The 24,898-nt window shown below is 64.8% G+C and carries 21 protein-coding genes; 17 read left to right on the top strand and 4 right to left on the bottom strand.

The window, feature by feature from the left end:
* The first annotated feature begins 10 nt into the window (after positions 1-10).
* From GYM54_RS06280 to GYM54_RS06255, 6 genes are all read left to right on the top strand, one after another.
* Positions 11-784 carry an SDR family NAD(P)-dependent oxidoreductase gene (locus GYM54_RS06280; RefSeq protein ID WP_181101135.1) on the top strand — a complete coding sequence of 258 codons (774 nt, stop codon included), beginning with the start codon at positions 11-13 and terminating at the stop codon, positions 782-784.
* Positions 785-828: 44 nt separating this feature from the next.
* On the top strand, positions 829-1,458 hold the full coding sequence (locus tag GYM54_RS06275; protein WP_181101136.1) for a nuclear transport factor 2 family protein: 630 nt from the start codon (positions 829-831) through the stop codon (positions 1,456-1,458).
* Positions 1,459-1,469: 11 nt separating this feature from the next.
* Positions 1,470-2,549 carry an alkene reductase gene (locus GYM54_RS06270; protein WP_197445659.1) on the top strand — a complete coding sequence of 360 codons (1,080 nt, stop codon included), beginning with the start codon at positions 1,470-1,472 and terminating at the stop codon, positions 2,547-2,549.
* A gap of 2 nt (positions 2,550-2,551) precedes the next feature.
* Entirely contained in the window at positions 2,552-4,417 is a 1,866-nt protein-coding gene (locus tag GYM54_RS06265; protein ID WP_197445660.1) for a long-chain-acyl-CoA synthetase, read from the top strand.
* Positions 4,414-5,487 (top strand): MBL fold metallo-hydrolase, encoded by a 1,074-nt coding sequence (locus GYM54_RS06260; protein ID WP_197445661.1) that lies wholly within the window; start codon positions 4,414-4,416, stop codon positions 5,485-5,487. The genes GYM54_RS06265 and GYM54_RS06260 overlap by 4 nt, the downstream gene beginning before the upstream one ends.
* Positions 5,488-5,550: 63 nt before the next feature.
* Positions 5,551-7,203, top strand: a complete 1,653-nt coding sequence (locus GYM54_RS06255) for a DUF1302 domain-containing protein (protein WP_131650285.1) — start codon at positions 5,551-5,553, stop codon at positions 7,201-7,203.
* A 338-nt stretch (positions 7,204-7,541) separates the two neighbouring features.
* On the opposite strand, the gene GYM54_RS06250 is transcribed toward GYM54_RS06255, so the two are convergent.
* Positions 7,542-9,596: a PQQ-dependent dehydrogenase, methanol/ethanol family gene (locus GYM54_RS06250; RefSeq protein ID WP_197445662.1), complete on the bottom strand. Its 2,055-nt coding sequence runs from the start codon at positions 9,594-9,596 to the stop codon at positions 7,542-7,544.
* Positions 9,597-9,828: 232 nt separating this feature from the next.
* On the opposite strand from GYM54_RS06250, the gene GYM54_RS06245 reads away from it, so the two are divergent.
* Together GYM54_RS06245 and GYM54_RS06240 are read left to right on the top strand one after the other, a co-directional pair.
* The gene (locus GYM54_RS06245; RefSeq protein WP_131650288.1) at positions 9,829-11,040 is read left to right on the top strand and encodes a thiolase family protein; all 1,212 of its coding nucleotides are present in this window, start codon (positions 9,829-9,831) and stop codon (positions 11,038-11,040) included.
* Between the two features lie 2 nt (positions 11,041-11,042).
* Positions 11,043-11,981: an OB-fold domain-containing protein gene (locus GYM54_RS06240; RefSeq protein ID WP_197445663.1), complete on the top strand. Its 939-nt coding sequence runs from the start codon at positions 11,043-11,045 to the stop codon at positions 11,979-11,981.
* A 475-nt stretch (positions 11,982-12,456) separates the two neighbouring features.
* On the opposite strand, the gene GYM54_RS06235 is transcribed toward GYM54_RS06240, so the two are convergent.
* The 3 genes from GYM54_RS06235 to GYM54_RS06225 form a co-directional block, all read right to left on the bottom strand.
* Positions 12,457-13,935, bottom strand: a complete 1,479-nt coding sequence (locus GYM54_RS06235) for an NAD(P)/FAD-dependent oxidoreductase (protein WP_197445664.1) — start codon at positions 13,933-13,935, stop codon at positions 12,457-12,459.
* 30 nt (positions 13,936-13,965) lie between these two features.
* Complete coding sequence (locus GYM54_RS06230) at positions 13,966-14,799, bottom strand: SDR family NAD(P)-dependent oxidoreductase (protein ID WP_197445665.1); 834 nt, start codon at positions 14,797-14,799, stop codon at positions 13,966-13,968.
* A 195-nt stretch (positions 14,800-14,994) separates the two neighbouring features.
* On the bottom strand, positions 14,995-16,131 hold the full coding sequence (locus tag GYM54_RS06225; RefSeq protein ID WP_197445666.1) for a LuxR family transcriptional regulator: 1,137 nt from the start codon (positions 16,129-16,131) through the stop codon (positions 14,995-14,997).
* An 85-nt stretch (positions 16,132-16,216) separates the two neighbouring features.
* Here GYM54_RS06225 and GYM54_RS06220 point away from each other — a divergent pair, with 85 nt between their 5' ends.
* The 9 genes from GYM54_RS06220 (at position 16,217) to GYM54_RS06180 (ending at position 24,896) form a co-directional block, all read left to right on the top strand.
* Complete coding sequence (locus GYM54_RS06220) at positions 16,217-17,152, top strand: alpha/beta hydrolase (protein WP_197445667.1); 936 nt, start codon at positions 16,217-16,219, stop codon at positions 17,150-17,152.
* A gap of 126 nt (positions 17,153-17,278) precedes the next feature.
* A complete protein-coding gene (locus GYM54_RS06215) occupies positions 17,279-18,193 on the top strand; it encodes a VOC family protein (RefSeq protein WP_181101154.1) in 915 nt (304 codons plus the stop codon).
* Positions 18,190-19,065 (top strand): CoA transferase subunit A, encoded by an 876-nt coding sequence (locus tag GYM54_RS06210; protein ID WP_197445668.1) that lies wholly within the window; start codon positions 18,190-18,192, stop codon positions 19,063-19,065. The genes GYM54_RS06215 and GYM54_RS06210 overlap by 4 nt, the downstream gene beginning before the upstream one ends.
* Positions 19,066-19,076: 11 nt before the next feature.
* Positions 19,077-19,886, top strand: a complete 810-nt coding sequence (locus GYM54_RS06205; RefSeq protein ID WP_197445669.1) for a CoA-transferase subunit beta — start codon at positions 19,077-19,079, stop codon at positions 19,884-19,886.
* Positions 19,883-20,794, top strand: coding sequence for an enoyl-CoA hydratase (locus GYM54_RS06200; RefSeq protein ID WP_131650297.1), 912 nt, complete (start codon positions 19,883-19,885; stop codon positions 20,792-20,794). Before GYM54_RS06205 ends, GYM54_RS06200 begins: the two co-directional genes overlap by 4 nt.
* Positions 20,791-21,900: a nitronate monooxygenase family protein gene (locus GYM54_RS06195; RefSeq protein ID WP_197445670.1), complete on the top strand. Its 1,110-nt coding sequence runs from the start codon at positions 20,791-20,793 to the stop codon at positions 21,898-21,900. Before GYM54_RS06200 ends, GYM54_RS06195 begins: the two co-directional genes overlap by 4 nt.
* Positions 21,897-22,649: an enoyl-CoA hydratase family protein gene (locus tag GYM54_RS06190; protein ID WP_181101161.1), complete on the top strand. Its 753-nt coding sequence runs from the start codon at positions 21,897-21,899 to the stop codon at positions 22,647-22,649. The genes GYM54_RS06195 and GYM54_RS06190 overlap by 4 nt, the downstream gene beginning before the upstream one ends.
* A 10-nt stretch (positions 22,650-22,659) precedes the next feature.
* The gene (locus GYM54_RS06185) at positions 22,660-23,826 is read left to right on the top strand and encodes an acyl-CoA dehydrogenase family protein (protein WP_197445671.1); all 1,167 of its coding nucleotides are present in this window, start codon (positions 22,660-22,662) and stop codon (positions 23,824-23,826) included.
* Positions 23,827-23,837: 11 nt separating this feature from the next.
* Complete coding sequence (locus GYM54_RS06180) at positions 23,838-24,896, top strand: acyl-CoA dehydrogenase family protein (protein ID WP_197445672.1); 1,059 nt, start codon at positions 23,838-23,840, stop codon at positions 24,894-24,896.
* The last annotated feature ends 2 nt before the right edge of the window (positions 24,897-24,898 follow it).

The raw sequence follows: 24,898 nt of genomic DNA, 5'->3' as shown, positions 1-24,898 counted from the left end.
GGACACGCACATGACATCTCGCATGACAGGAAAGATCGCATTTATCACCGGCGGCGGCTCCGGCATCGGCGCGGCCACGGCTCACCGCCTGGCCGAGGAGGGCGCCACGGTGATCGTCTGTGGTCGCCGCGAAGCGCCGTTGGCTGAAGTGGTCGAAAGCATCCGCAAGAATGGCGGACGCGCCGAATTCAAGGTGGCCGACGTCAGTGACGAGCAGGCCTTCGTCGGTGCCATCGAAGCGGTGGCGGCCGAACACGGGCGCCTCGACGTGATGGTCAACAACGCCATGGCTTTCACCTGGGGTGCGGTGGACAGCATGTCCACCGAGGATTGGCGCGCCAACTTCGCGACTACCGTGGACGGCACCTTCTGGGGCACGCGCACCGCCATGCGCCTGATGAAGGACAGCGGCGGCGGTTCCATCGTCAACATCGCCTCCATTTGCGGCCTGTTCGGGACCGCCTGGATGTCCGGCTATTCGGCGGCCAAGGCCGCGGTGATCAACTTCAGCCGCGCGGTGGCCTCCGAAGGCGCAGCGGTCGGGGTGCGCTGCAACGTGGTGGTGCCCGGTGTGGTGGCGACGCCGTCGACGGCCGGCATGCTCTCCGACGACCAGACGCGCATCAACACCGAAAAGCTGATCCCCATGCGCCGCGTTGCCCGGCCCGAAGAGCTGGCCAACGCCGTGCTGTTCCTCGCTTCTGACGAGTCCTCCTACATCACCGGCGCCAGCCTGCCTGTCGATGGCGGGCGCAGTTCGGATCTCTACACGGTGCTGGAGTGATTCCCGGCCCCGCCGTGCAACCGACCCGACAGCAAGGTGAAACCATGGACCAGCAGGCACTTGTGCAACGCATCGACCGGCTCGAGTCGATCGAAGCCATCCGGCAACTGGCGGGCAGGTACTCCCTGTCCCTGGACATGCGCGACCTCGATGCGCACGTCAATCTGTTCGCCCCGGACATCCGCGTCGGGCGCGAGCGGGTCGGCCGGGCGCACCTTAAAGCCTGGGTGGACGACACCCTGCGCCACCAGTTCAGCGGGACCTCGCACCACCTGGGCCAGCACATCATCGAGTTCGCCGATGCCGACCATGCAACCGGCGTGGTGTATTCCAAGAACGAGCATGAGGCCGGCGCCGAGTGGGTGATCATGCAGATGCTCTATTGGGACGACTATGAGCGCATCGACGGGCAGTGGTACTTCCGCCGCCGCCTGCCTTGCTACTGGTACGCCACCGACCTGAACAAGCCACCGATTGGCGACATGAAGATGCGCTGGCCGGGACGCGAGCCCTACCACGGCACCTTTCACGACCTGTTTCCTTCCTGGAAAGCGTTCTGGGCAGAGATGCCCGGCAAGGAGGAGCTGCCAGAAGTGGCGGCACCTGCTCCGCTGGAAGGCTTCCTGCGGCAGATGCGCGGCGACACGCCGGCGCCGCGCATCCGGGTCCGCTGAGGAGGCATGCCATGAATACGCTTTTCGCACCCGTACGCTTCGGTGACCTGGAGCTGGCCAACCGCATCGTCATGGCGCCGATGACCCGCAGCCGAGCCGGCAGCGACCATGTACCCACCGCCGTTATGGTGGACTACTACGCCCAGCGGGCCAGCGCCGGGCTGATCGTCGCCGAGGGCACATCGCCTTCGGCCGACGGCATTGGTTACTGCCGCACACCGGGCATCTACAACGACGAGCAGATCCAGGCCTGGCGCCAAGTGACCGAAGCGGTACATGCGCGCGGTGGGCGGATCGTTCTGCAACTGATGCACTGCGGCCGTGTCGCTGCTCGGGCCAACAAGCCGGCCGGTAGCCGCAGTGTTGCGCCCTCGTCAGTGGCGGCTAACGCCAAACTGTTCACCGACACCGAAGGCATGGCTGACACCGACCTGCCGCATGCGCTCACACTGGACGAGATCGCCGAGGTGATTGGCGACTATCGCCAGGCGGCGCTCAATGCCCGCGCCGCCGGCTTCGACGGGGTCGAGCTGCATGGCACCAGCGGCTATCTGCCGATGCAGTTCATCGCCACCAACAGCAACCACCGTGAGGACCGCTACGGCGGCCCGCTGGCGAATCGTGTCCGCTTCACTTTGGAGGTCTTGGAGGCCATGGCCGGCGCCATCGGAGCCGGGCGCGTCGGCCTGCGCCTGTGTCCGGGCAACCCATACAACGATGTCGAAGACCCCAATCCCCAAGCCACCCTCGAGGCGCTGCTGGCCGGTATCGACGGCCTGGGCCTGGCCTACCTGCACATCATGCGCTCACCGGTTCCGGGCCTGGATGCCTTCGCCATTGCCCGCCAAGGCTTTAGCGGCGCGCTGATCGTCAATGACGGCTTCGATGGCGACAGCGCCGCACGCCAGCTCGAGGCCGGCGCGGCGGAGGCGGTGTCGTTCGCCCGCCATTACATCGCCAACCCTGATCTGGTGGAGCGCCTTCGTGAGGGGCAGGCACTGGCCCGCTTTGACCGCCACACCCTTTATTCACCCGGACCCGCTGGCTACAGCGACTACCCGAACCGGGCCCTGGAATCTGTCCTGGAGTAAGCATGAGCACGACCGGCATGGCATACGCACAAGAACAACAAAACCTGCAATCGGACGTGGTCCCGCGCGAGCAGACCCAGCAGATGCTGGACCGGCGTTCGGCCGCCGCTGGGGCGATCAAGCCGGCGGATCTTTACACCCTGGCCGACCGTCTGGAGGCGCAGGCTGCACGCTTCGCCACGCGCGATTTTCTGATCTATCAGGGCCGTCGATACAGCTACGCCGAGGTCGATGCGCGGGCCAACGCCTTCGCCCATGCGCTACGCCAGCAGGGCTTGTCGCGCGGTGACGTCTGCGCGCTGGCGATGGAGAACCGCCCCGAGTTTTTCTTCGCCTGGTTCGGCATGGCCAAGCTCGGTGTGGTGGCCGCGCTGATCAACCACAACGCGACTGGCGCGCCGCTGCTGCATGCGCTGCAGACTACCGCTGCCAAGGCCGTGGTGGTCGGCGAGGAATGCCTGCAGCCTTTCGCCGATACGCCGGACGCCGCGCGCTACCCCTTGCTGCTGGTGCGTGACGAGGAAAAGCCGGCCGCCGCCGAGCTGCTGCGCCTGGCCGATGTCGGGTTCGACGATGCCTTGGCGCAGGCCTCAGAGCAGCAGGTCGATCCGGCCTTGCGTGCCGGTATCCGCGCCGAAGAGACCATGCTGCTGATCTTCACCTCCGGCACTACCGGGCTGCCCAAGGCGGCCCGCTACAGCCACATGCGCTGGATGTCCTCGGGTGACGTGATGGAAGTCACCCTCGGTGTCGAGCCAGCAGACGTCTTCTACTGTTGCCTGCCGCTCTATCACGGCGCGGCGGCCACCTCGGTGACATCCACCGCGCTCAAATCTGGCGCCTCCATTGTGTTGCGGCGCAAGTTCAGCGCCAGCGCCTTCTGGCAAGACGTACGTACGCACGGCGTCACCGTATTCCAGTACATCGGCGAGATCTGCCGCTATTTGCTCAACCGCCCGGTGCAGGCCGATGATCGTCAGCACAGCTTGCGTTGCATGCTCGGCGCCGGGCTGTCGCCCGAGACGTGGCAGCGCTGGGTGGAACGCTTCGGCGAGGTTCCCATTTTCGAGGGCTGGGGCTCCACCGAGGCCAACTGCGCCATCATCAACCTCGATAACCGCGCAGGTTCCTGCGGCCGGGTGCCGTTCTGGGACAAAACCAACGTGCGGCTGATCCGTTACGACAACGAGACCGGCCACCTGCGTGACGAGCGCGGATTCTGCATTCCCTGCCAGCCGGGGGAGGCGGGCGAGGCGGTTGCGTTCATCGTCGACCATCCGGAAATCGGCGGCGGGCGTTTCGAGGGCTACACCTGTGCAAAGGCCACCGAAAGCAAGATATTGCGAGGGGTCTTCCAGGACGGCGACGCCTGGTGGAGTTCGGGCGACCTGTTGCGCTACGACGAGGACGGCTACTGCTACTTCGTCGATCGCATCGGCGATACCTTCCGCTGGAAGAGCGAGAACGTTTCGACCCAGGAAGTCGCCGATGCGCTCGGTGACTACCCGGGGCTGGAGCTGATTAACGTTTATGGCGTGAAGGTGCCTGGCCACGAAGGCCGCGCCGGGATGGCCTCGGTCCTCATGCAGCCGGGACAGGCGTTCGACCCGAAGGCGTTCTTCGAGCTCACCGCCACCCGCTTGCCGCGCTACGCCGCGCCGGTGTTCGTGCGGGTCTGCGCCAGTGCCGACATGACCAGTACCTTCAAGTTGCGCAAAATTGACCTGCAGCGCCAGGGCTATGACCCGCGCCAGTTTGAAGACCCGCTGTACATACGCGACGAAGCCAGCGGCAGCTACCAGCCTTACAGCGTCGAGCTGCTGGCCGCCAACGATCTCGTGCCTTTCGTCAGTGAGCGCAGCTCATGAGCGCGCCATCGCTGGAACACGAGCTGCGCTTTCCCTGGGCGGAACCGCCGGCGCCGGGCGAGGTGCAGGAAGTTGCCGAGGGCGTGCTCTGGCTGCGCATGCCGCTGCCGTTCGGCCTGGATCACATCAACCTCTACCTGCTGCGTCACGGCGATGGCTGGGTTGTGGTGGACACGGGACTGGGCATCGCGCGCAGCCGGGAAGTCTGGGAGCGTGTATTCGTCGAGGTGATGGGCGGCTTGCCGGTGCTGTCGGTGATCTGCACGCATTGTCATTTCGATCACACAGGGCTGGCGGCCTGGCTGACCGAGCGGTTCCGCTGCCCGTTGTACATGACCCGCGGTGAGTTCCAGGCGATGCACGTCTCGCCCGAGGGCAGCGAGCCGGGCTGGGAATTTCACGACTTCTATCGCCGCGCAGGCCTGAACGACGAAGAGATCGCCGGGTTGATGCCGACCATCGAGAGCCTGCGCTTCGATGCAGGGCATCCGCGCAGCTATCGCCGCCTGCGTGAAGGGACGCTGCTGAAGATTGGCACGCGCCACTGGCGAGTCGTAATCGGCGCCGGCCATTCGCCCGAGCATGCCTGCCTTTTGAGCGAGGACGACCAGCTGCTGATCTCCGGCGATCAGGTGCTGCCGCGCATCACTTCCAGCGTGCTGGTCGGGGCGGGCGAACCCTGTGCCAATCCCCTGGGCGACTGGCTCGACTCGCTCCACCGGCTGCGCGCGGTGCCCGATGAGGTGCTGGTGCTGCCGGCCCATGAGCGGCCGTTCTTCGGTCTGCACCGGCGCCTGTATCAACTACAGCAGCACCACGAGCGGCATCTGGCCGAACTGGTGGAGCGCATCGAGGGAGTCATGACGGCAGCCGAGCTACGGCCGCTGTTATTCCCCCGCATCAAGGGCGCATTCGATCTGCTGATGTCGCTGGGCGAGACCCTGGCGCATATCCATTACCTGGTCGAGAAGGGAACGCTGACGCGCGAGCAGGCGGACGGGACCTGGCGGTTTCGCCGGACCGACGCGAGCTCCCAGGGGTTAGACCTGCCGGAAGACATTCACATCTGAGCAGGGCGGACATTTGTAGGAAAGCACCTAACGGTCTGTGACCAAAAATCGGGAGATCCAACAATGAAAAACAATAAGAAGACCTGTCCTGACAATCAGCGGTGCGAATTCCGGCTCGCGGGATTGGCGGTGGCCGTCTGTCTGGCTTCGCAGGCGCCCGCGGCGCTGGCTGGCGACACGGTGTATTTCGACAATGGCGTGACGATGGATTGGAGCCTGACCACCAGCTACGGGATCGGCATGCGGACCGAGAGTGCCGATGACGATCTGCTGGGAGACATCAATGCCGACGATGGCAACCGCAACTTCGATCGCGGCAGTCTGGTTACCCATCGGGTCAGTGCGCTGGGCGAGATGATCTTGCGCAAAGACAATTACGGTGCCGTGGTGCGCGCCAACGCTTTCTACGACGACGCCTATCAAGGCACGAATGACCACGACGCGCCGGCCCGGGCAAATAAATTCGGCGACCATGACGAGTTCACCAGCGGCACCGAATACTACAGCGGTGCGCGCGCGCGTTTTCTCGATGCCTATGTATTCGGCGGCTGGCGCTTCGACAACGGCCAGAGCCTGGACGTGAACGCGGGCCGTCACGTGGTCGCCTGGGGCGAGAGTCTGTTTTACCCCGGCGTATCCGGCGCCCAGTCTCCGGCGGACGCGGTCAAGGGCTCGCTGCCGGGCGTGGAGGTCAAGGAGATCATCCTGCCGGTGGGGCAGGTCTCGGCGCTGTGGAACATCAACCCCAACTTCAGCTTGGGCGGTTACGTGCAGTACGAATGGAAGGGCACCGAATTGCCGCCGGTGGGTAGTTACCTGTCCACGTCCGACATCATCGGGCCAGGACGCGACTTCATGAATGTGGGAATCCCGCTGGGCGGCGGAAACGTGTTCAACCAGCGGGTGCTCTATGCTGGCGCCGATGAGCCTCGTGACAGCGGCCAGTGGGGTGTGCAGGTGCGCTACCGGCCGAACTTCGATTGGGAGCTTTCCGCCTTCCACATTCGTTACCACGACAAGAGTCCGGCTGGCTTGACCACCTATAACGGCATGGTGGAAGTTGCGCCGGGCCTGGTGTTACCGCTGCCGACCGAATACCGCATCAATTACTACGAAGACATCAAGCTCACCGGCCTAAGCTTCTCCACCCGCCTAGGCGACACTCAGGTCAGTGGTGAGTGGAGCTATCGCGACGGCGCACCGGTCAACGTCCTCAGCCCGCAAGGCGCCCCTCAGCACACCCGAGGCAGCGGTCAGCAGATGCAGTTGTCGTTCATCCACATCCTGGGTGACCGTCCTTGGGCCAACCAGACGACCCTGACCGGGGAAGTCGTTCATGTGCGGGCCGATAGCGTGCGGGACCACCGGCAGAGCGGAAGCGACGACTTCACCTACCGGACCGCCACCGCCTGGCAAAGCAAGACCGCGTCGGCATACCAACTCGGCGTAGAACTGAGCTACCCAGGTGTCGCCAATGGTTGGGACATGATCGTACCGGTTCGCTTCTCTCACGTGGTCGAGGGCGCAACACCGCTGCAAGGCGCCATCCAGGGCGCGAAGGGCGACATGCGGCTGACCTTTGGCACCACGTTCCGCCGACTTGGCAACTTCGAGGTCGCCGTGAACTACAACACCTTCCTCGGTGAACCCGATCCGATCCGCCGCAAGCTGGCCGACCGTGATTACGTCACCCTGGCGGCGAAATATTCGTTCTGATCAAGTCTCTTGTTAGAGCAAGCCCCGGAAAACCGCCGGGGCTTGCTCGTTTCTGGGGAAGACGTTTGCCAATGACCGATGGATGCGTCGGTTCGCTTTGAACTCAAGGCTTGATGTCGGACGCGCTCAGCGTGATGCGTTGCAGGTAAAGATCACCGATTGCGAAAGATGCGCAGTCACTGCCGGTGCATGTTTGCAGAGGCTGGACAGCAGAGCCAGGCGTGGTTTCCCAAGGCATGTTGGGTGAGGCAAGCCAAAGGACTATGCCGGCGATGGCCACAAAACGAAGAGAGTCGAGCATGGTTCGGCCTGCTATTGGCTAAGGGGGCGGCGCTGGATCAGTTCTTCGTGTCCATCGCGCTTTGGATGACGTAAGCGCGAATGGCCTCGACGCCCGCCTCATCGAGGCTGCTGGAGAACGACGGCATGCCACGCGTTTCGAGTAGCCCATCGAGCGGCGGTCGACGGAATGCGTCGGCGCTCTGCAAATAGGGCGAGCGACGCAGATCAGGCACGCCGGCGCCCGCCACTGCGGCGGCGCCGTGGCAGACCATGCAGTAACGCGTATACAGCTGTGCTCCGTGTTGCAGGGTAGAAGCATCCGCCGTCAGCTTCGGCAGCGGCGGCATTGGCGGGCGGGAATCAGGTTCGGGCATGGGTGCGTTGCCGCCGAGCTTCCAGACAAAGACGCCACCGTGGGCCGGCATGCCCTGGCGCGGCAGGAGTGCGCTGGCCGACAGGTGCATCGAGCTGCCAAATCCGGCCGCTGCGGCGATGTACTGCACGCCGCCGAGGCTGTAGCTGATCGGGCCACCCAGAATGTCCAGCCATGTATCGCTTTGCCAAAGGCGCTTGCCGGTTTCGGCGTCATAGGCGTGCAAGCCGCCCCCACCTTGTCCTTGAAACACCAACTGGCCGGCCGTGGCCAGCACACCACCGTTCCACAGACCGGGGTGTTCACTGCGCCAGACCTCGCGGCGCTTGGCCGGGTCCCACGCCAGCAGATGCCCGCTCATGCCTTCGCGAGCCTGTGCCAGGCTCTTCGCATCGGCCGGCAGCGGGTGGTCCTGTATTCCGGTGTTCCAGCGCCCCGACTCAACGCGAAACGGCTGCGCTTTCATCATGAATGCCTGGCTTTGCTGCGCGGGGATATAGACCAGGCCGGTCAGCTGGCTCCAGGCCATCGGCTGCCAGTTGTGTCCGCCGATCTGCGAGGGCATCACCAGCGCTGGTTGCCCGGCGGGATAGCGGGCGCCAGGTATTTCCACCGGGCGTCCGGTGGCCATATCCACATGGCTAGCCCAACTGGTGGGGACGTAGTTGGTTGCGCTGAGCAGCTCACCCGTCTCGCGGTCGAGCACATAGAAGAAGCCATTTTTCGGCGCTTGCATCAGCACCTTGCGCATGCGCCCATCGAGCTTGAGCTCGGTGAGGATCAACTGTTGCGTGGCGGTGTAATCCCAGCTGTCGCCGGGCGTGGTCTGGTAGTGCCAGACGTACTCGCCTGTCTGCGCGCGCACCGCGACGATGGAAGAGAGGAACAGGTTATCGCCGCCGCCAGGGCTGCGCAGGTCGCGATCATGCGGGGAGCCGTTGCCGACCCCGAAGTAAAGCAGGTCCAGCTGCGGGTCATAGGCCATCGAGTCCCACACCGTTCCGCCGCCGCCCAGCGCCCACCATTCGCCGCTCCAGGTGGGTTCGGCCAAGGCCTTGAGCGGCTTGTCGGAAATCTGCCCGTCGGGTCCATCGGCGGGATTGCCGGGCACCGTGTAGAAGCGCCAGCGCAACGCGCCGCTGGCCGCATCGTAGGCCGACAGGTAGCCGCGCACGCCATACTCGGCGCCGCCGTTGCCGATCATGACCAGATCGCCAATCACCCGAGGTGCGCCGGTAATGGTGTAGGGGCGCTCCGGATTGGTGGTCTGTTCCGACCAGAGCAGGGCCCCGGTTTTGGCGTCGAGTGCCTGAAGGCGACCGTCGATCGTGCCGACGAATACGCGACCGTCCTCCACGGCTACCCCGCGATTGACCACGTCGCAGCAAGCCACTGCGGCCTTGCTCGCTGGCACCTGAGGGTCATGCTGCCAGCGCAGCGCGCCGCTTCTGGCATCCATGGCGTACACCACGCCCCAAGGGCCACTGACGTAAAGCGTGCCGTCGACCATGAGCGGCGTCGCCTGCACGCCGCGCGGGCGGTCGAAGCGAAACTGCCAGGCCAGACCCAGCGTGCCGACGTTGTCGCGGTCGATCTGCGCCAGCGGCGAGTAGCGGGTTTCACCGGCGTCGCGGCCGTGCTGCGGCCAGTCATGGTCGGGCAACGCGGCGCCGAAACCTGCTGGTAGATAAAGCGCCAAGGCGAACGGCAGCAGATGGCGAAACAGGCGGGTTTGCATGGCCCATCCTTATTGTTGTTTTCAGGAACTCTGATGATCGTTCCGCTCGGTGTTGGCGGCCTCGTCCATATGGCGTACGGCGTGCCGGTCGACGTCCAGGGGTTCCCCATAGGCCTTATGGACGATGCCGACAGCCTCCCTGCGCTGGCACTTTGGGCTCGAACAACAACAACCGAGCGGCCGCGCACCACCGGCCAGAGCTCACCGAGCGTTCGAGACGAGGTAGCGAAGCATGGGACTCAAAGGACAGGCGGCTATCGTCGGCGCCGCACAGTACAAGCCCGAGAAATACGCCACGGCACCGCGCATGTTCCATCTGGAGCAGGTGGCGGATCTGGCCGCGCGCGCCCTAGCCGATGCCGGTCTGAAAGCCGAGGATCTCGACGGGCTGGTCATCAACGGCCCGCATTTTCATGAAGCCTCGGTATTCGTGCCGGCGATGGCAGCCGAATACTTGGGCTTGGCAGTGAATTTCGCCGAGGTGGTGGACCTGGGCGGCTGCACCGGTATGGGTATGGTCTGGCGTGCGGCGGCGGCGATCGAGCTGGGGCTCTGTCAGGCAGTGCTCTGCGTGTTGCCGGCGCGGATGGCCCCGATGGGGCCGGACGAGGACCCCAGCGCGATGATGCGCGCCATGCGCTTCGGCGGTCACAGCACGAACTACGGCGCGCCCGAGGCGGAATTCGACCTGCCCTACGGACACATGGGGCAGAACACCGGCTACGCGATGATTGCCCAGCGCTACGCGGCGCGCTACGGCTACGACCCGGTGGCCATGGCGAAGATCGCCGTGGATCAGCGCACCAATGCCCAGGCCAATCCAGAGGCAATCTTCTGTGGTCAGCCGCTGACCATCGAGGACGTGCTCAACAGCCGTATGGTGGCAGACCCGCTGCGAATTCTGGAAATCGTCATGCCGGTGGCCGGCGGCGCGGCGGTGATCGTCGCCTCGAAAGAAGTGATGGCGCGTGCGCGCAACCGTGGCGCGGTGGTGACCGGCGTCGGCGAGCGACTGGGTTACAAATCGCCGAGCTACTCGCCGGACATGACCGAGACGCCAGTCGGCCCGGCTGCCCGCAGCGCCTTTGCCATGGCCGGGCTGAAGCCTGCCGACATGCATGCCGCGCAGATCTACGACTGCTACACCATCACCGTGCTGCTCAGCCTGGAAGATGCCGGTTTCTGCGCCAAGGGCGAGGGCATGCGCTTCATCCGCGAGAACGACCTGACCTGGCGCGGCAGCTTTCCGATGAATACCCATGGCGGCCAGCTCAGCTTCGGCCAATCCGGCGCGGCGGGCGGCATGTCCCAAGTGATCGAGGCGTTCCACCAGATAGCCGGACGCGCCGGCGACCGCCAGCTGAAAACCTGCGACAACGTATTCGTGACTGGCACCGGCGGTGTCATGAGCGAGCAGGGCGCATTGATTCTCCAGGGAGCCTGACCATGACGAACAAACCCATGCCGGTGATGACCGACATTTCCGCCCCGTTCTGGAACGCGCTGAAGGAGGGTCGGATCCAGTTGCAGCAGTGCAACGCCTGTCAGGCCTGGACCTTCTACCCGCGCCGGCACTGCTCTAGCTGCCTGGCCCACGACCTGTCCTGGAAGGAGGTCAGCGGTCGCGGCACGCTCTACACCTTCACTGTCGCGCGCATTCCGACCTTGCCGGAGTTCGCCGGTCCCGATGCGCAGATTCTCGCGGTGGTGGAGCTTGAGCAGGGCGTGCGCATCAACACCACGCTGGTTGGCTTGCAACCGGAGGCGATCGAGATCGGCATGCCGGTCAAACCGGTGCGCGCTCGGGTGAAGGAAGATGGCACCGTGCTGCTGCGCTACACCGGCGCGCAGGTCGAGCTGGATGACATCGACGAGGTGGTTCGTGCACCGGAACCGCCGAAAACCGAGAACCTGGCGCCTCGCCGAAAGATCGACGTAGCCGACGAAGCGGCGCTCAAGACGCTGGTGTCTGATCAATTCACTGCCTGGAGCAATCAGGTGCTGGTGGATCAGACGCTGATCGATGCCTTCGCTGCACTGTCAGGCGATGATTACTGGATACACACCGACCCCGAGCGGGCGCGCAAGGAAGGCCCCTTCGGCGGCACCATCGCCCACGGCGCGCTGGTGCAAGTGATCATGTCGCGCATGCAGGTGCCGCTGGATTTCGAGATCACCGGGTTCACCAACATGGTCAATTACGGCTCCGACCGCCTGCGCTTCCCCTCACCGGTCCCAGCCGGCTCGCTGGTTCATTCGCGTTGCCGAGTCAAGGCGGCGGAACGCAACAAGCGCGGCACCCAGCTGACCCTGGAATTCAACGTGCACGTGGTGGGGCAGGAGCGCCCGGCGGTGATTAACGATTTGGTCATCCTCTATATGTAGTGTGTGGGGCTGTGCTCCTTTGGGCCGTCTCATGAATTGGCATGGGACGGTCTTTTTTTGGTTGTTTGCATTTCCTTATTAGAGCTGTCTGATAGCTTGGTTTCGCCCTGCTGGGCGAGTCACTTTTTCCAAACGCCGAAAAAGTAACCAAAAACGCTTGCCCCTGCATCCGGCCCTGCGCTTCGCTCCGGGTTCGTTACTCGCTTCGCTCGCCCTTCGGGCCAGCCTTCGGCTGTTACTACGCTGCGCTCCGTTTCACTCCATCGCCGCTCCGAGGGTCGCCGTACAAGGGCCATCCATGGCCCTTTACGGCTCTCGCCGCATCCCTGCGGCTCGCCCCTCTGCGCAACGATTCCGCTCACCCTCCTGAAGGGGCGTTTCATGTGGCCTGGCAGTCCGTGCAAAAAAACAAGCCAAAGCCAGCCTAAGCGAGCTGGCAGTACCACCCAAACTTGCCAGCCCTGCTGCGGGTTTATCAGGCAGCCGGCGCCTCTTCACACGTCAGCTCGTAGTCCTCCAGGTTCGGGCAGGCCATGGCTTGCTCGAAGGCCGCGTAGTCCCATGGCCAGGTGGAGGGCACGCCCTCGGCGTCCAGATACCAGCTGGTGCAGCCGGAGCCGAACACGGTGGTTCTGGCCTTTTCCAGCCGGCGCTGTTCGTAGGCGTGCATGGCTTCGCGGCGCACGCTGATCTCGCGGCAGCGGCCGCTTTTCAGCAGGTCGAGCAATTGGCTGATGTACGTCCATTCCATCTCGGCGATCTCGATCAGCGAGAAGTTGCCCACCGGTCCGGTCGGGCCGTTGAGCATGAACAGGTTGGGGAATTCCGGAATGGCGATGGACAGGTAGGCGCTCGGCCGTTTTGCCCAGACATCGTCGAGACTCACACCGCCACGGCCGATGACCTGCGTGGGGCGCATGAACAGGTGGGCGTTGAAGCCGGTGGCCAGCGCCAGCACGTCGAGCTCGTGCAGCTTGCCATCACGGGTGCGCACGCCGGTCGGTTCGATGCGTTCGATGCCATCGTTGACCAGCTCGGCGTTGGGCTGCTGGATCGCCTGGTAGTAGTCGGGAGAAAAGATCAGGCGCTTGCAGGCGGCGCGGTAGGTGGGGCGCAGCTTCTCGCGCAGCACGGGGTCGACGATGCTTTGCTCCAGATGCGTGGCGCAGACCGCCTCGATCTGTGCCGCCTCGGGGGACGCGGCATCCGCCACGGCGGTGGTGAAGTGGCGCACCTTGGCCATGTAGGTCGGATCGTATTTGAGATCGTGCAGCAGCTGCGGGTCGCTGCGGAATGCCGTCCGCTGCGCCTCGGTGAACAAATCATTGGTCACCGGCATGACCCATTGGGCGGTGCGCTGGAAGTGCTTGACCTGCGCCCGCTTCACCAGTGCCGCGACCAGCTGGGTGCCTGTCGAACCGTTGCCAATGATGCCGATGCGCTTGCCGTCCAGCGGCAGGCTGTGGTCCCAGCGAGCGCTGTGAAAGCATGCGCCCTCGAAGGTTTCCAGCCCGGGAAGGCTGGGGTAGCTCGGGTGGTGCAATACGCCGGTTGCTGCGATCAATACGTCGGCCTTGTCGTGTTGGCCGGTGCGGGTTTGCAGATACCACTGGCCGTCCCGGTACTCGCAGTGGACGATTTCCTCATTGAAGCGAATCAATTCGCGGATGCGGTAGTCGGCCACTACCCGGCGGAAATAGGCCTGGATTTCCGCGCCGGGTGGCAGTTGTCGGGTCCACTCCGGGTTCGGCGCGAAGCTGTAGGTGTAGTTGTGCGAGGGGGTGTCGCAGGTCAGGCCGGGGTAGGTGTTTTCCCGCCAGGTGCCGCCCACATCGTCTCCTTTCTCGTAGACGGTGAGGTCGAGGTAGCCCGCTTCGCGCAGCTTGATCGCCGCGAGGATGCCGGCCATGCCTGCGCCGATGACCACGACGCGCAGATTCCTATCGCTGTTCATTGTGCTGTTCTCCGAAAATGGCGTGCGACTTCAGGATTCGCCCAGCAGCGGGGCCGGCTCGCGCCGCGCAAGGATGGCGTCGGTGCGTAGACGCAGGGCGTCATCGATGGCTTCCGGCTGCGGCAGCAGCCAGTACTGGCCGTCGCGGATGCCAGCGAATACGCGTTCGGCGAAGGTCGCCGCGTCAAGGCCGTTGGCTGTCAGCAGCTCGCGCATGGCGCCGACGAATTGCTGTGTCGCCGGATGAATCTCGCTGCCTCCAAAGGGATCGTCGAAGATCGCGCTGCGCACCGGTCCCGGTGCCAGCAGCGACACCTCGACCGGCGCGCCGAGCAGCCTCAGTTCACCGTGTAGTGACTCGGTCAGCGCCACCACGGCGAACTTGGTCGCCGAGTAGGGCGCCATCAGCGGGCTTGGCAAAAAGCCGCCGACCGAGGCGGTATTGACGATCCGTGCCGGGCGGCCCGCTTCCAGCAGGCGCGGCACGAAACTGCGGATGCCGTTGAGCACGCCACCCAGATTGACGGCCAGGTCCCGCTGCCAGCGTTCAGGCGGGATCTCCCAGCTGAAGCCGGTGCTCATCACGCCGGCGTTGTTGAACAGCAGATCGACCTCGCCGAAGTGTTGCCAGGCCGCTTGCGCCAATGCCTCCACGGCAGCCGGATCGGTGACATCGGTCGGCACCGCCAAGACCTCTGCATCCAGACTCGCGGCAAGCGATTGCAACTGATCGGCATCGATATCCGCCGCGACGATACGCATGCCGAGCGTGGCGGCATGGCGAGCCAGCCCTAGGCCGATGCCGCTGGCCGCGCCAGTGATGACGACGGTGCCACCCTCGAGGCGAAGTGGGTTTTTGTTCATTGTTTTTGTTCTCCTGGACGCTGTGTCCGGATCGGACAGGACGATCATCCGCAGCGGCGCACGGCAGGGGCATCGTTGAAATCGACTAAACGTCGGGGCCGGCGGCGATTCCGTTGCGAACGGGGCGAGTAGTCGATTTCAACGAGGCGCGAACGCCGCCAGCGCCTCGATACTCGCCTGCAGGAGGGCGTGGATTCAGCCGAGGCTGGCCACGCTCTTGAGGATCAGATGCACCAGCTGTGGCTGGCGCGTGACCCCGAGCTTGGAAAAGATCGAGCGCAGGTGCGCGCGGGTGGTGTGGACGCTGATGTGTAGCTCGGTGGAGGCCTCTTCGACGCTGGCGCCGTTTGCCAGCAGGACGGAAAGCTTGGCCTCGGCTGGCGTCAGCTGGAACAGCTCCATCAGCAGGCTGGCTGATGACTCGGCCTGTTGGCCGGGGTCGCTGACGAAGATGGCGAGCACCGGAACGCTGGCGCCTTGGGAATACTGCCCCGGCGGGACCGGGCGAATCACCAGACTGAGCGGCGCGCCACGTGTGCCGACCTCCACCAGCATTGCGCGGGCGAGGCTTGCAGTTCCGCTTGTTTGCGCCGTGGTGACCTGAGCGAGGAGCTGGCGCAGCCGGGCGTCCTGGCGCTCGTCGGGCAGCTTCAGGCGCCCGCCGCGCAGGTGCAGCCCGCTGCCGTCGCCGAGTAGCCGGTCCGCCAGCGGATTGGTGCGCACCACCTGCTGTTGTTCGTCGAGCAGGAAGGTGGCGACGGCCAGCTGCGACATGGCGCCGGCATAGATCTCGCGCTCGGTGTCGCTCTCGCCGAGGCGCGCATGGATGCGCAGGGCGCGGCAGAAATGCGTGACGAGCAGTGCGCACAGCGCCTTCTCGTCATCGCCGAACGGCGGCTGGGTAGCGCTGCGGGTAAAGCGCAGGCTGGCTGCGGGGCCGCTTGGGTCATGCAAGTCGACACCGAGGATGTGGGCGATGTCGTACGGCTGCAGGACTAGACGGAAGAATTCGTCTTCCGGAGCGCTGGCGCCATCGAGCAGTTCGCTGAGCAGCATCGGCTGGTTCGGCGGCAGGTTGACGAAGGGGTCCAACGCATAGAGGCGCCGCGCGAAATAGGGCGCATCGGACCAGCCGGTCGGCGTGTTGTCCGCGCTGAGGGTGATGCCCAGCCCCGTATCGGAAGGGCGACGCAGGATCAGAAAGGCGTCGGTAGCGCCCATGGCGTCGCGCAGGCCGGCGAGCTGGTGCTGCCACGGTGGGTCTTCGAGGGCGCCCTCGTAGATCGAACCGACCAGTGCATTGACGGTGTGAAGCGACGTGCTGATTTCCATGGTGCTTCGGTTTCCGGCCTTGGGACCGAACGCAACATAGCGCAGCGAGACAAGAACAATCGAGCCGAGAAAAGGAAGAAAGACAATGAGCCTGGACCCACAGATCGCTGCGCTGATGCAGCAGCTTCATAGTCAGCCGATGCCACCCTGGAGCGAGATGACCCCCGAGGGGCTGCGCGTGGGCTACAAGATGGCATCGGCAGAAAACCCCGAGCCGGTGGCCGAGGTGCGGGAGCACAGGATTCCCGGTCCCGGCGGTGAACTGCCGCTGCGCATCTACCGACCGGAGCGCGAAGGGCCATTGCCGGTGCTGGTGTTCTTTCACGGCGGTGGTTTCGTCATGGGCGATCTGGACAGCCATGACAACCTGGCGCGGGCCTTCTGTAATGCGCTGCCCGCGGTGGTGGTGGCGGTGGACTACCGCCTGGCGCCGGAGCACCGTTTTCCCGCTGCGGTGGAGGACGCCTGGGCCGCGACCTGCTGGGTGGCGCTACATGCCGAAGCGCTCGGTGCGGACGTCAGTCGCCTCATCGTGGGTGGCGACAGCGCCGGCGGTAATCTGGCTGCGGTGATCGCCCAGCTCGCCTGCGCCCGGCAAGGCCCGGCCATTGCGCATCAGATGCTGCTCTACCCGGTGTGCGACACCAATCTTGAGCGCGAAAGCTACCGCCGCTACGGCCAGGGATATTTCCTTGAAACCGAGATGATGCGCTGGATGCTCGGGCACTACCTGGGCGATCCGCAGACCCGCGATACACGCGTCTGTCCGTTGCATACGCCGGATCTGCGACAACTGCCGCCCGCTACGCTGATGACGGCCGAATACGATCCGCTGCGCGAGGAGGGCGAAGAATATGCCGAGCGTTTGCGGCAGGCCGGCGTGCCCGTCCACGGCCATTGTTATCCGGGGGCGATCCACGGCTTCATGAGTTTCCTCGGTATGGTCGGCCTGGCCGACCGCGCCTTCGCCGACACGGTGGTGGCGGTGCGCACGGCGTTGTCGGGGCCGTCCAGCAAGTAGCCTTTCGGGCCGGCAGGCGGCGCTCTGCCGGCTTCCCCGCTGTTAGTCTCAACGGACGATGAGTCCCCCGAACATCGGCATGACAATCCTCACAAGCCCAAAACAGGCGCATGAGGAGTTGCACCCATGACCGATATCCGCTCACTGAGCTATTTCGTCGCTCAGATCGAAAACCTGGATGCCTGGCGTCAGTACGCTGAAGATGTGCTGGGCATGATGACCAGCCCGGCGCCCGGCGGCGGCCTCTATCTGAAGATGGATGAACGCCCGTTCCGCATGCTGATCGTCGAGGGGCCGCAAGCCTGCTACCTCGCTTCAGGGTGGGAGCTGTCCGGAGAGCGCGCATTCGAGGCGTTGCTGGCTCGCCTGACCAAGGCCGACGTACCTTATGAACTGGGCGATGCGGCGATCTGCGAACAGCGCGGTGTGCAGGCGCTGGCCATCGTTCGCGATCCGGCGGGCAACCGCCACGAGCTGACATGGGGTCATCGTTCCGACTGCCAGCCCTTCGTCTCGCCCCAGGGCGTGCCGCGCTTTCTCACCGGCGACATGGGCCTGGGTCACACCGTATTGCCGGCGCCGCGTTTCGATGAATGCCGGGCGTTCTACCGCGACCTGCTTGGGTTCGAGGTCTCGGACGTCTTCAATTTCCGCGCTGCGCCTGACGCGCCGCCGGTGCGCATCCACTTCCTGCACTGCGCCAACCCCCGTCACCACAGCCTCGCCATTGCCGAATACGACGTGCCCAGCAAGTGCGTACACGTGATGGTGGAGGTGGAGAACATGACCGAAGTGGGTCGTGCCCTCGATCGCGTGACTGCCCATGGGGTGCCGCTGTCGGCGACCCTCGGCCAGCACCTCAATGACCGCATGACCTCCTTTTACGTGAAGACCCCGTCCGGCTTCGACCTGGAGTACGGCTGCGGTGGCCTGCAGGTGGACTGGGACGAGCACAGCGCCTTCGAATTCACCCGCGTGAGCCTGTGGGGTCATGACTTTTCGGTAGGCCGCCAGGCCGCTGCGCAAGGAGAGGTTCAATGAACAAGTTGATGACCCTGAGCGATGTGGTCGGCCAGCTGCACGATGGTATGACCGTCGGCTTCGGCGGTTGGGGCCCTCGGCGCAAGCCCATGGCGATTGTTCGCGAGATCCTGCGTAGCGACGTCAAGGATCTCACCGTGGTCGCCTACGGTGGGCCGGAAGTCGGCATGCTGCTCGCTGCCGGCAAGGTGAAGAAGCTGGTGTTCGGCTTCGCCACCCTCGATGCGATCCCGCTCGAACCCTATTTCCGCAAGGCTCGCGAGGCGGGCACGCTGAACGTGATGGAGTTGGACGAAGGGTTGTTCCAGTGGGGCTTGCGTGCCGCCGGAATGCGCGTGCCGTTTCTGCCCGCGCGCGCCGGCCTGGCCACTGACGTGCTGACCCATAACCCGGACCTGCGCACCATCACCTCGCCCTATGACGATGGTGAAGTGCTGCTGGCGATGCCGGCGTTGGAGCTGGACGTGGCGTTCGTCCACGTCAACCGCGCCGACCGCCTGGGCAACACCCTGGTGACCGGTGGCGATGCCTATTTCGATCACCTGTTCGCCCGTGCGGCGAAGCAGTGCTTCGTCTCTGCTGAACAGGTGGAAGAACGCCTGGCGCTGGACGCCGACAGTGCGCGTTTCAACACCTTCGAGCGCTCGCTGGTGGCCGGTGTGGTGGAGGCCCCGCAGGGCGCTCACCCGACCACCTGCGCGCCGGACTACGGCTGGGACATGCAACACCTCAAGGATTACGTCGCCAGCGCAGGTGAGGAGGGTGGCTGGCAGCGTTACCTGGACAGCTACGTCAACGGCGATGAAGCCGCCTATCGCGAGCGCAACGGTGGCGCCGCACGCATGGCCAGCCTGCCGCTGCCGATCTTCTGAAGGAGCAACCCATGTCCGAGAACACTTTCAGCCTGGCCGAACTGATGATCGTGGCCGCTTCCGACGCCTGGCGTGACGACGGCGAACTGCTCGCTTCGGGGCTCGGCATCATCCCGCGTCTCGGCGCCAGCCTGGCCAAGTCGAGCCACAGCCCCGAGCTGCTGATGACCGACAGCGAGGCCTTTCTGGTGGAGGAACCGGTGCCGGTCGGCCCGCGTGGCGACTACCAGCCGAAATACGCTGGCTACATGCCCTTCGAGCGCATTTTCGAATGCGTCTGGCATGGGCGTCGCCACGCCATGATCGGCCCGACGCAGGTGGATCGCTGGGCGCAGACCAACCTGTCGGTGGTCGGCGATTACGCCCGGCCCAAGGTGGCGATGCTGGGCGCGCGCGGCCTGCCGGGCAACAGCATCAATCACAAGAATTCGTTCTTCATTCCCAACCACAGCACCAGGGCCTTCGTCGCCGGTGAGGTGGACATGGTCTCCGGCGTTGGTTTCAAAGAGGAGCGCTGGGGGCCGGGCATGCGCCGCGACCTGATGAGCATCGGCCGGGTCGTCACCGATCTCTGCGTGATGGACTTCAACGGCCCGGACCACGCGTGCCAGGTGCTCTCGCTGCATCCAGGGGTGGATTTCGACACTGTGCAGGCGCGCACCGGCTTCCCGCTGCTGAAGGCCGAAGGAATGGGCGAGACGCCGCACCCGACTGCCGAACAGCTGGCACTTATCCGCCGACTCGACCCGCACGATCTGCGCAGCAAGCAGCTCAAGGGCAACCCGGCGGGTGTGCGGACCGCCGAGGAGATCGCTGGATGAACCACGACAACGCCTTCGTTGAGCGACCGGATACGGCCGTTTACGAGACTGACGAACCGGTGCTGTACCGCGTCGAGGATGGCGTGGCGATCCTCACTCTGAGCCGGCCGCAGTTCAATAATGTGCAGAACTCGCAGATGACTTATGCGCTGGATGCCGCTTTCCGCCGTGCGGTGGATGACGACGGCGTCAAGGTCATCGTCCTGGCGGGCACCGGCAAGCACTTCTCCGCCGGCCACGACATCGGCACGCCGGGGCGCGACGTCAACAAGCCGTTCGAGCGCGCCCATTTGTGGTGGGACCACACCAACAAGCCAGGCGGTGAGTTCCTCTACGCCCGTGAGCAGGAGGTGTACCTGAACATGTGCCGGCGCTGGCGGGAGATTCCCAAACCGACCATCGCCATGGTGCAGGGCGCTTGTGTCGCTGGCGGGCTGATGCTGGCCTGGGTCTGCGACCTGATCGTCGCCAGTGACGATGCCTTCTTTCAGGACCCGGTTGTGCGCATGGGGATTCCGGGGGTGGAGTATTTCGCACACGCCTTCGAGATGCACCCGCGCATCGCCAAGGAATTCCTCTTCCTTGGCGAGCGCATGCCGGCGGCCCGTGCCTACGAGCTGGGCATGGTCAACCGGGTGGTGCCGCGTGAGGCGCTGGCCGCCGAGACGCTGGAAATCGCCCGGCGCATCGCCGCTCAACCACGCATGGGCCTGGCGCTGACCAAGCAGGCGGTGAACCACATCGAGGATTTGCAGGGCAAGCGCAGCGGGATGGAAGCGGCCTTCGCCTGGCACCACTTCGCCCATGTCCACAACGAGATGGTTTCCGGCGACAAGCTGGGCGGCTACGACGGCAAGGCCATGGCCGAGGCGAACAAGAAGCAGGCGGGCCGGGGGGAGTCGTCATGACCCTGCTCCAGACCCGCCTGACCGAGGCGCTCGGCTGTCGTTACCCCATCGTGCAGACGGCCATGGGCTGGGTGGCCGACGCCAACCTGGTGATCGCCACCACCCGTGCTGGCGGCTTTGGCTTCCTCGCCGGCGCGACCATTCCGGCCGAGGCGCTGGAAGGCGAGATCCAGAAAGTGATCGCTGCCACCGGCGGCAGCCAGTTCGGCTTGAATTTCCACATGTTCCAGGACAACGCCGCGCAATGCGTGGACCTGGCCATCCAGTACCGCCTGCGCGCGGTCAGCTACGGGCGCGGCCCGGACAAGGCCACCATCCGCCGCTTCAAGGACGCCGGGGTGCTCTGCATTCCTACGGTCGGCGCGCTCAAACATGCGCTCAAAGCCGTGGAACTGGGCGCCGACATGATCACCATTCAAGGCGGTGAGGGCGGTGGCCACACCGGCGGCGTGCCAACCACCATCCTGTTGCCGCAGGTGCTTGACGCGGTGACGGTGCCGGTGATCGCCGCTGGCGGCTATTCCACCGGACGTGGCCTGGCGTCGGCGCTGGCCGCTGGCGCCGAGGGCATCGCGATGGGCACGCGCTTTCTGATGACATCCGACTCGCCGACCCCACGCGCCACCCTGGAGCGCTACCTGGCGGTGCGCGACACCCAGCAGATTCGCGTCACCCTGGCGGTCGACGGCATGCGCCACCGGATGATCGACAATCCCTTTATCCGCCGCCTGGAGCAAGCCAGCCCGATGGGCCGGCTGTGGATCGCCCTGAAAAGCGCGCGCACCTGGCAGGCGCAGACCGGCATGAGCAGTGCGCACATGCTCAGAACCTTTTTAAAGGCCATCAAGGAAGACCCTTCGGCGCTTTCGCAGGTGGTCATGGCGGCCAACCAACCGGTGCTGCTGGAGCGCTCGATGGTCGACGGCATGCCCGACGAAGGCATTTTGCCCAGCGGCCAAGTGGCCGCCGCCATCGACAGCCTGCCGAGCTGTCAGGAACTCATCGAACAGATCGCCGGCGAAGCCGAACAGTGCCTGCAACGCCTGAACACGCGTTTGCAGCAGGCAGGCACGCCGATTAACGAACAACAGAGGGCTCACGCATGAGCAGTGCATTCAAGGTCGAGATCAACCAGGGCGTCGCCGAACTGGTGCTGGCGAAGCCGCCTGTCAACGCGCTGGACAGCGAGGAATGGCTGGCACTGGCCGCTCGCATCGACGAGCTGGGCGCCAACGCCGAGGTACGCGTGCTGATCATCCGCGCCGAGGGGCGCGGCTTCTGTGCCGGCGTCGACATCAAGGAACTGGATGCGCATCCCGAGCGAATCGTCAAAGTCAACGCGGGCAACTACGCGACCTTCAAGGCCATCCATCGCTGCAAGGTGCCCGTGATCGTCGCGGTGCACGGCTTCGTACTGGGTGGCGGCATCGGCATGACCGGCGCGGCCGACATCGTGCTCGCCTCGCGCTGCGCCACCTTTGCGCTGCCGGAAGTGGACCGCGGCGCCATGGGCGGCGGCGCGCACCTGCAACGGCTGTTTCCGGTGCAGAAGGTCCGCTACATGTTCTTCACCGGCGAGACGGTTACCGCGCCGGATGCGATGCGCTACGGCTTCATCGAGAAGCTGGTCGAGCGCGAGGAACTGCCGGCCGCCGCCCGCGAAATTGCCGTGAAGATCGCCGCCAAGAGCCCAGCGATGATCGGGATCGCCAAGGAAGCGCTCAACGGCATCGAGGACGGCAACCTCGAAGACAAATACCGCTGGGAGCAGGGCTTCACGCTGGAGGCCTACACCCTGCCGGATTCGGCCGAGACGCGCCGTGCCTTCGTGGAAAAAAGAGACACCCAGTTCTGAGGCCGCAACCATGCAATTGACCTACACCGACAAGCAAAAGGCCTTCCGCACCGAGGTGCGCGCCTGGTTGCAAGACAACGTGCCGAGTGAGCCCCTGGCCAGTTACGACACCCGGGAGGGCTTCGAACAGCACCGTGAATGGGAGGCCAAGCTGTATGCCAGTCGCCTGTCCATGGTGATGTGGCCGCAACACCTCGGCGGCATGGGCTGCGACCTGATCGAGTGGCTGATCTTTGAAGAGGAGTATTACGCCGCTGGCGCACCTATGCGGGTCAACCAGAACGGTCAGCTGTTGCTCGGCCCGACGCTGATGGAATTCGGCACCGAGGAGCAGAAGCGTCATTTCCTGCCGCGTATCGCGTCGAGCGAAGACATGTGGGCGCAGGGCTGGTCGGAGCCCAATGCTGGGTCCGACATGGCGGCCATTCGCAGCAAGGCCACCCTGGACGGCGACCATTACGTGATCAACGGCCAGAAGACCTGGTCGACCCGCGCCAGTTTTGCCGATTGGATCTTCGGCCTGTTCCGCACCGACCCGACCAGCAGCCGGCATCACGGGCTGAGCTATCTCATGGTCGAGCTGAACACGCCCGGGGTGACCATTCGCCCGATCAAGGCGCTCAACGGCAAAGACGCCTTCGCCGAAGTGTTCTTCGATGACGTCAGGGTCCCGGTAAAGAACCTGATCGGCGGTGAAGGGCAGGGCTGGAACGTGGCGATGGCCACCGCCGGCTTCGAGCGAGGGCTGTTGCTGCGCTCACCCGCACGCTTCCAGCAGACCGCGCGACGGCTGGTCGATCTCTACAAACGCTATCCGCAGGCCGCCGAGCGCGATCCGGGCCTGCGTGATGCGGTGATCGAAAGCTGGATGGGTGCCCAGGCCTATGCCTATTCGGCCTATCACACGGTAGGCCTGGTCGATAAGGGCGCCAAGATCGGGGCCGAAGCCAGCATCAACAAGATCGTCTGGTCGGAGCTGGATCTGAAGATGCACGAAACGGCCATGCGCATCCTCGGCGCTCGCGGGGAGCTGCTCGGCAGCGCGCCCGAAGCCGTCGACGAGGGCAGCTGGCTGGAAGGATTTCTCTTCGCGCAGGCCGGGCCCATCTATGCCGGCACGAATGAAATCCAGCGAAACATCGTCGCCGAGCGGCTGCTCGGTCTGCCTAAATCCTGAAGGGGGCGACCATGGACTTCACCTTTACCGAAGATCAGCTCGCCTTCCGCGAAGCGATCAGCCGCTTCCTGATGACCGAAGCGCCGCCCGAGATGCTGCGTGAGATCTGGGAAACCGACGATGGCCGATCTGCCGAGTTGCGCTCGAAGATGGCGGAGCAGGGGCTCACAGCGCTTTGCATACCCGAAGCCCAAGGCGGGCTGGGCATGGATGATATTGCCTGGGCGCTGCTGACTCAGGAGCTGGGTTATTACGCCATCCCTGATTCGCTGGCCGATACGGCCTACGTTGCCGCCAGCCTGTTGAGAGACATGCAGGACGACAGTCCGCTGCGCAGCGTGCTGCTCGAGGGCATCGCTGCCGGCGGATCGCGTATCGCAGTCGGCCACTCGGTCAATCACTTCGTTGCCGATGCCCATATGGCCGACGTGCTGCTTCTCGAACGCGGCGGTTCGATTTACGCCGTGGAGCGCTCTGCCATCGATCTCGAACACAACCGGAGCATCGACAGCTCACGCCGCCTGTGTCGGGTCAGCTGGAGCCCCGACGCTGCAACGTGCCTGGCAGACGCCGAACAGGCGCGCCGGCTTTGGGCGGCAACCCTCAACCGCGGTGCGCTGGCTGTTGCCGGGCAGAGCCTTGGCCTGGCCCAGCGCATGCTCGACCTCTCGGTCGACTACGTGGTGCAGCGCAAGCAGTTCGGCAAGCCGATCGGCAGCTTTCAAGCCATCAAGCATCATCTGGCGGATGTCGCCAGCAAGATCGAGTTCGCCAAACCGGTGCTCTATCGCGCCGCTCACGCCGTGGCGCACGGTGACGAGCGAGCCGCTGTGCATGTTTCCCACGCCAAGCTGGCCTGCTGCGAGGCGGCCGCGCTCGCTGCACGGCACGGCATTCAGGTGCACGGTGCCATGGGCTACACGTGGGAAGTCGATCTGCAGATGTTCATGAAGCGCGCCTGGGCTCTGGATTCTTCATGGGGCGACCGCGCCTTTCACAATTCCCGGGTGGCGGCTGCCATCCTCGCCGACGGCGCGCCTGTCGGCCCTCAATACACCTTCGAGGACTAAGC

The organism is Pseudomonas sp. MTM4 (assembly GCF_019355055.1).
In the GTDB taxonomy this organism is placed as follows: domain Bacteria; phylum Pseudomonadota; class Gammaproteobacteria; order Pseudomonadales; family Pseudomonadaceae; genus Stutzerimonas.
This window is presented reverse-complemented; position numbering and strand designations above follow the sequence as displayed.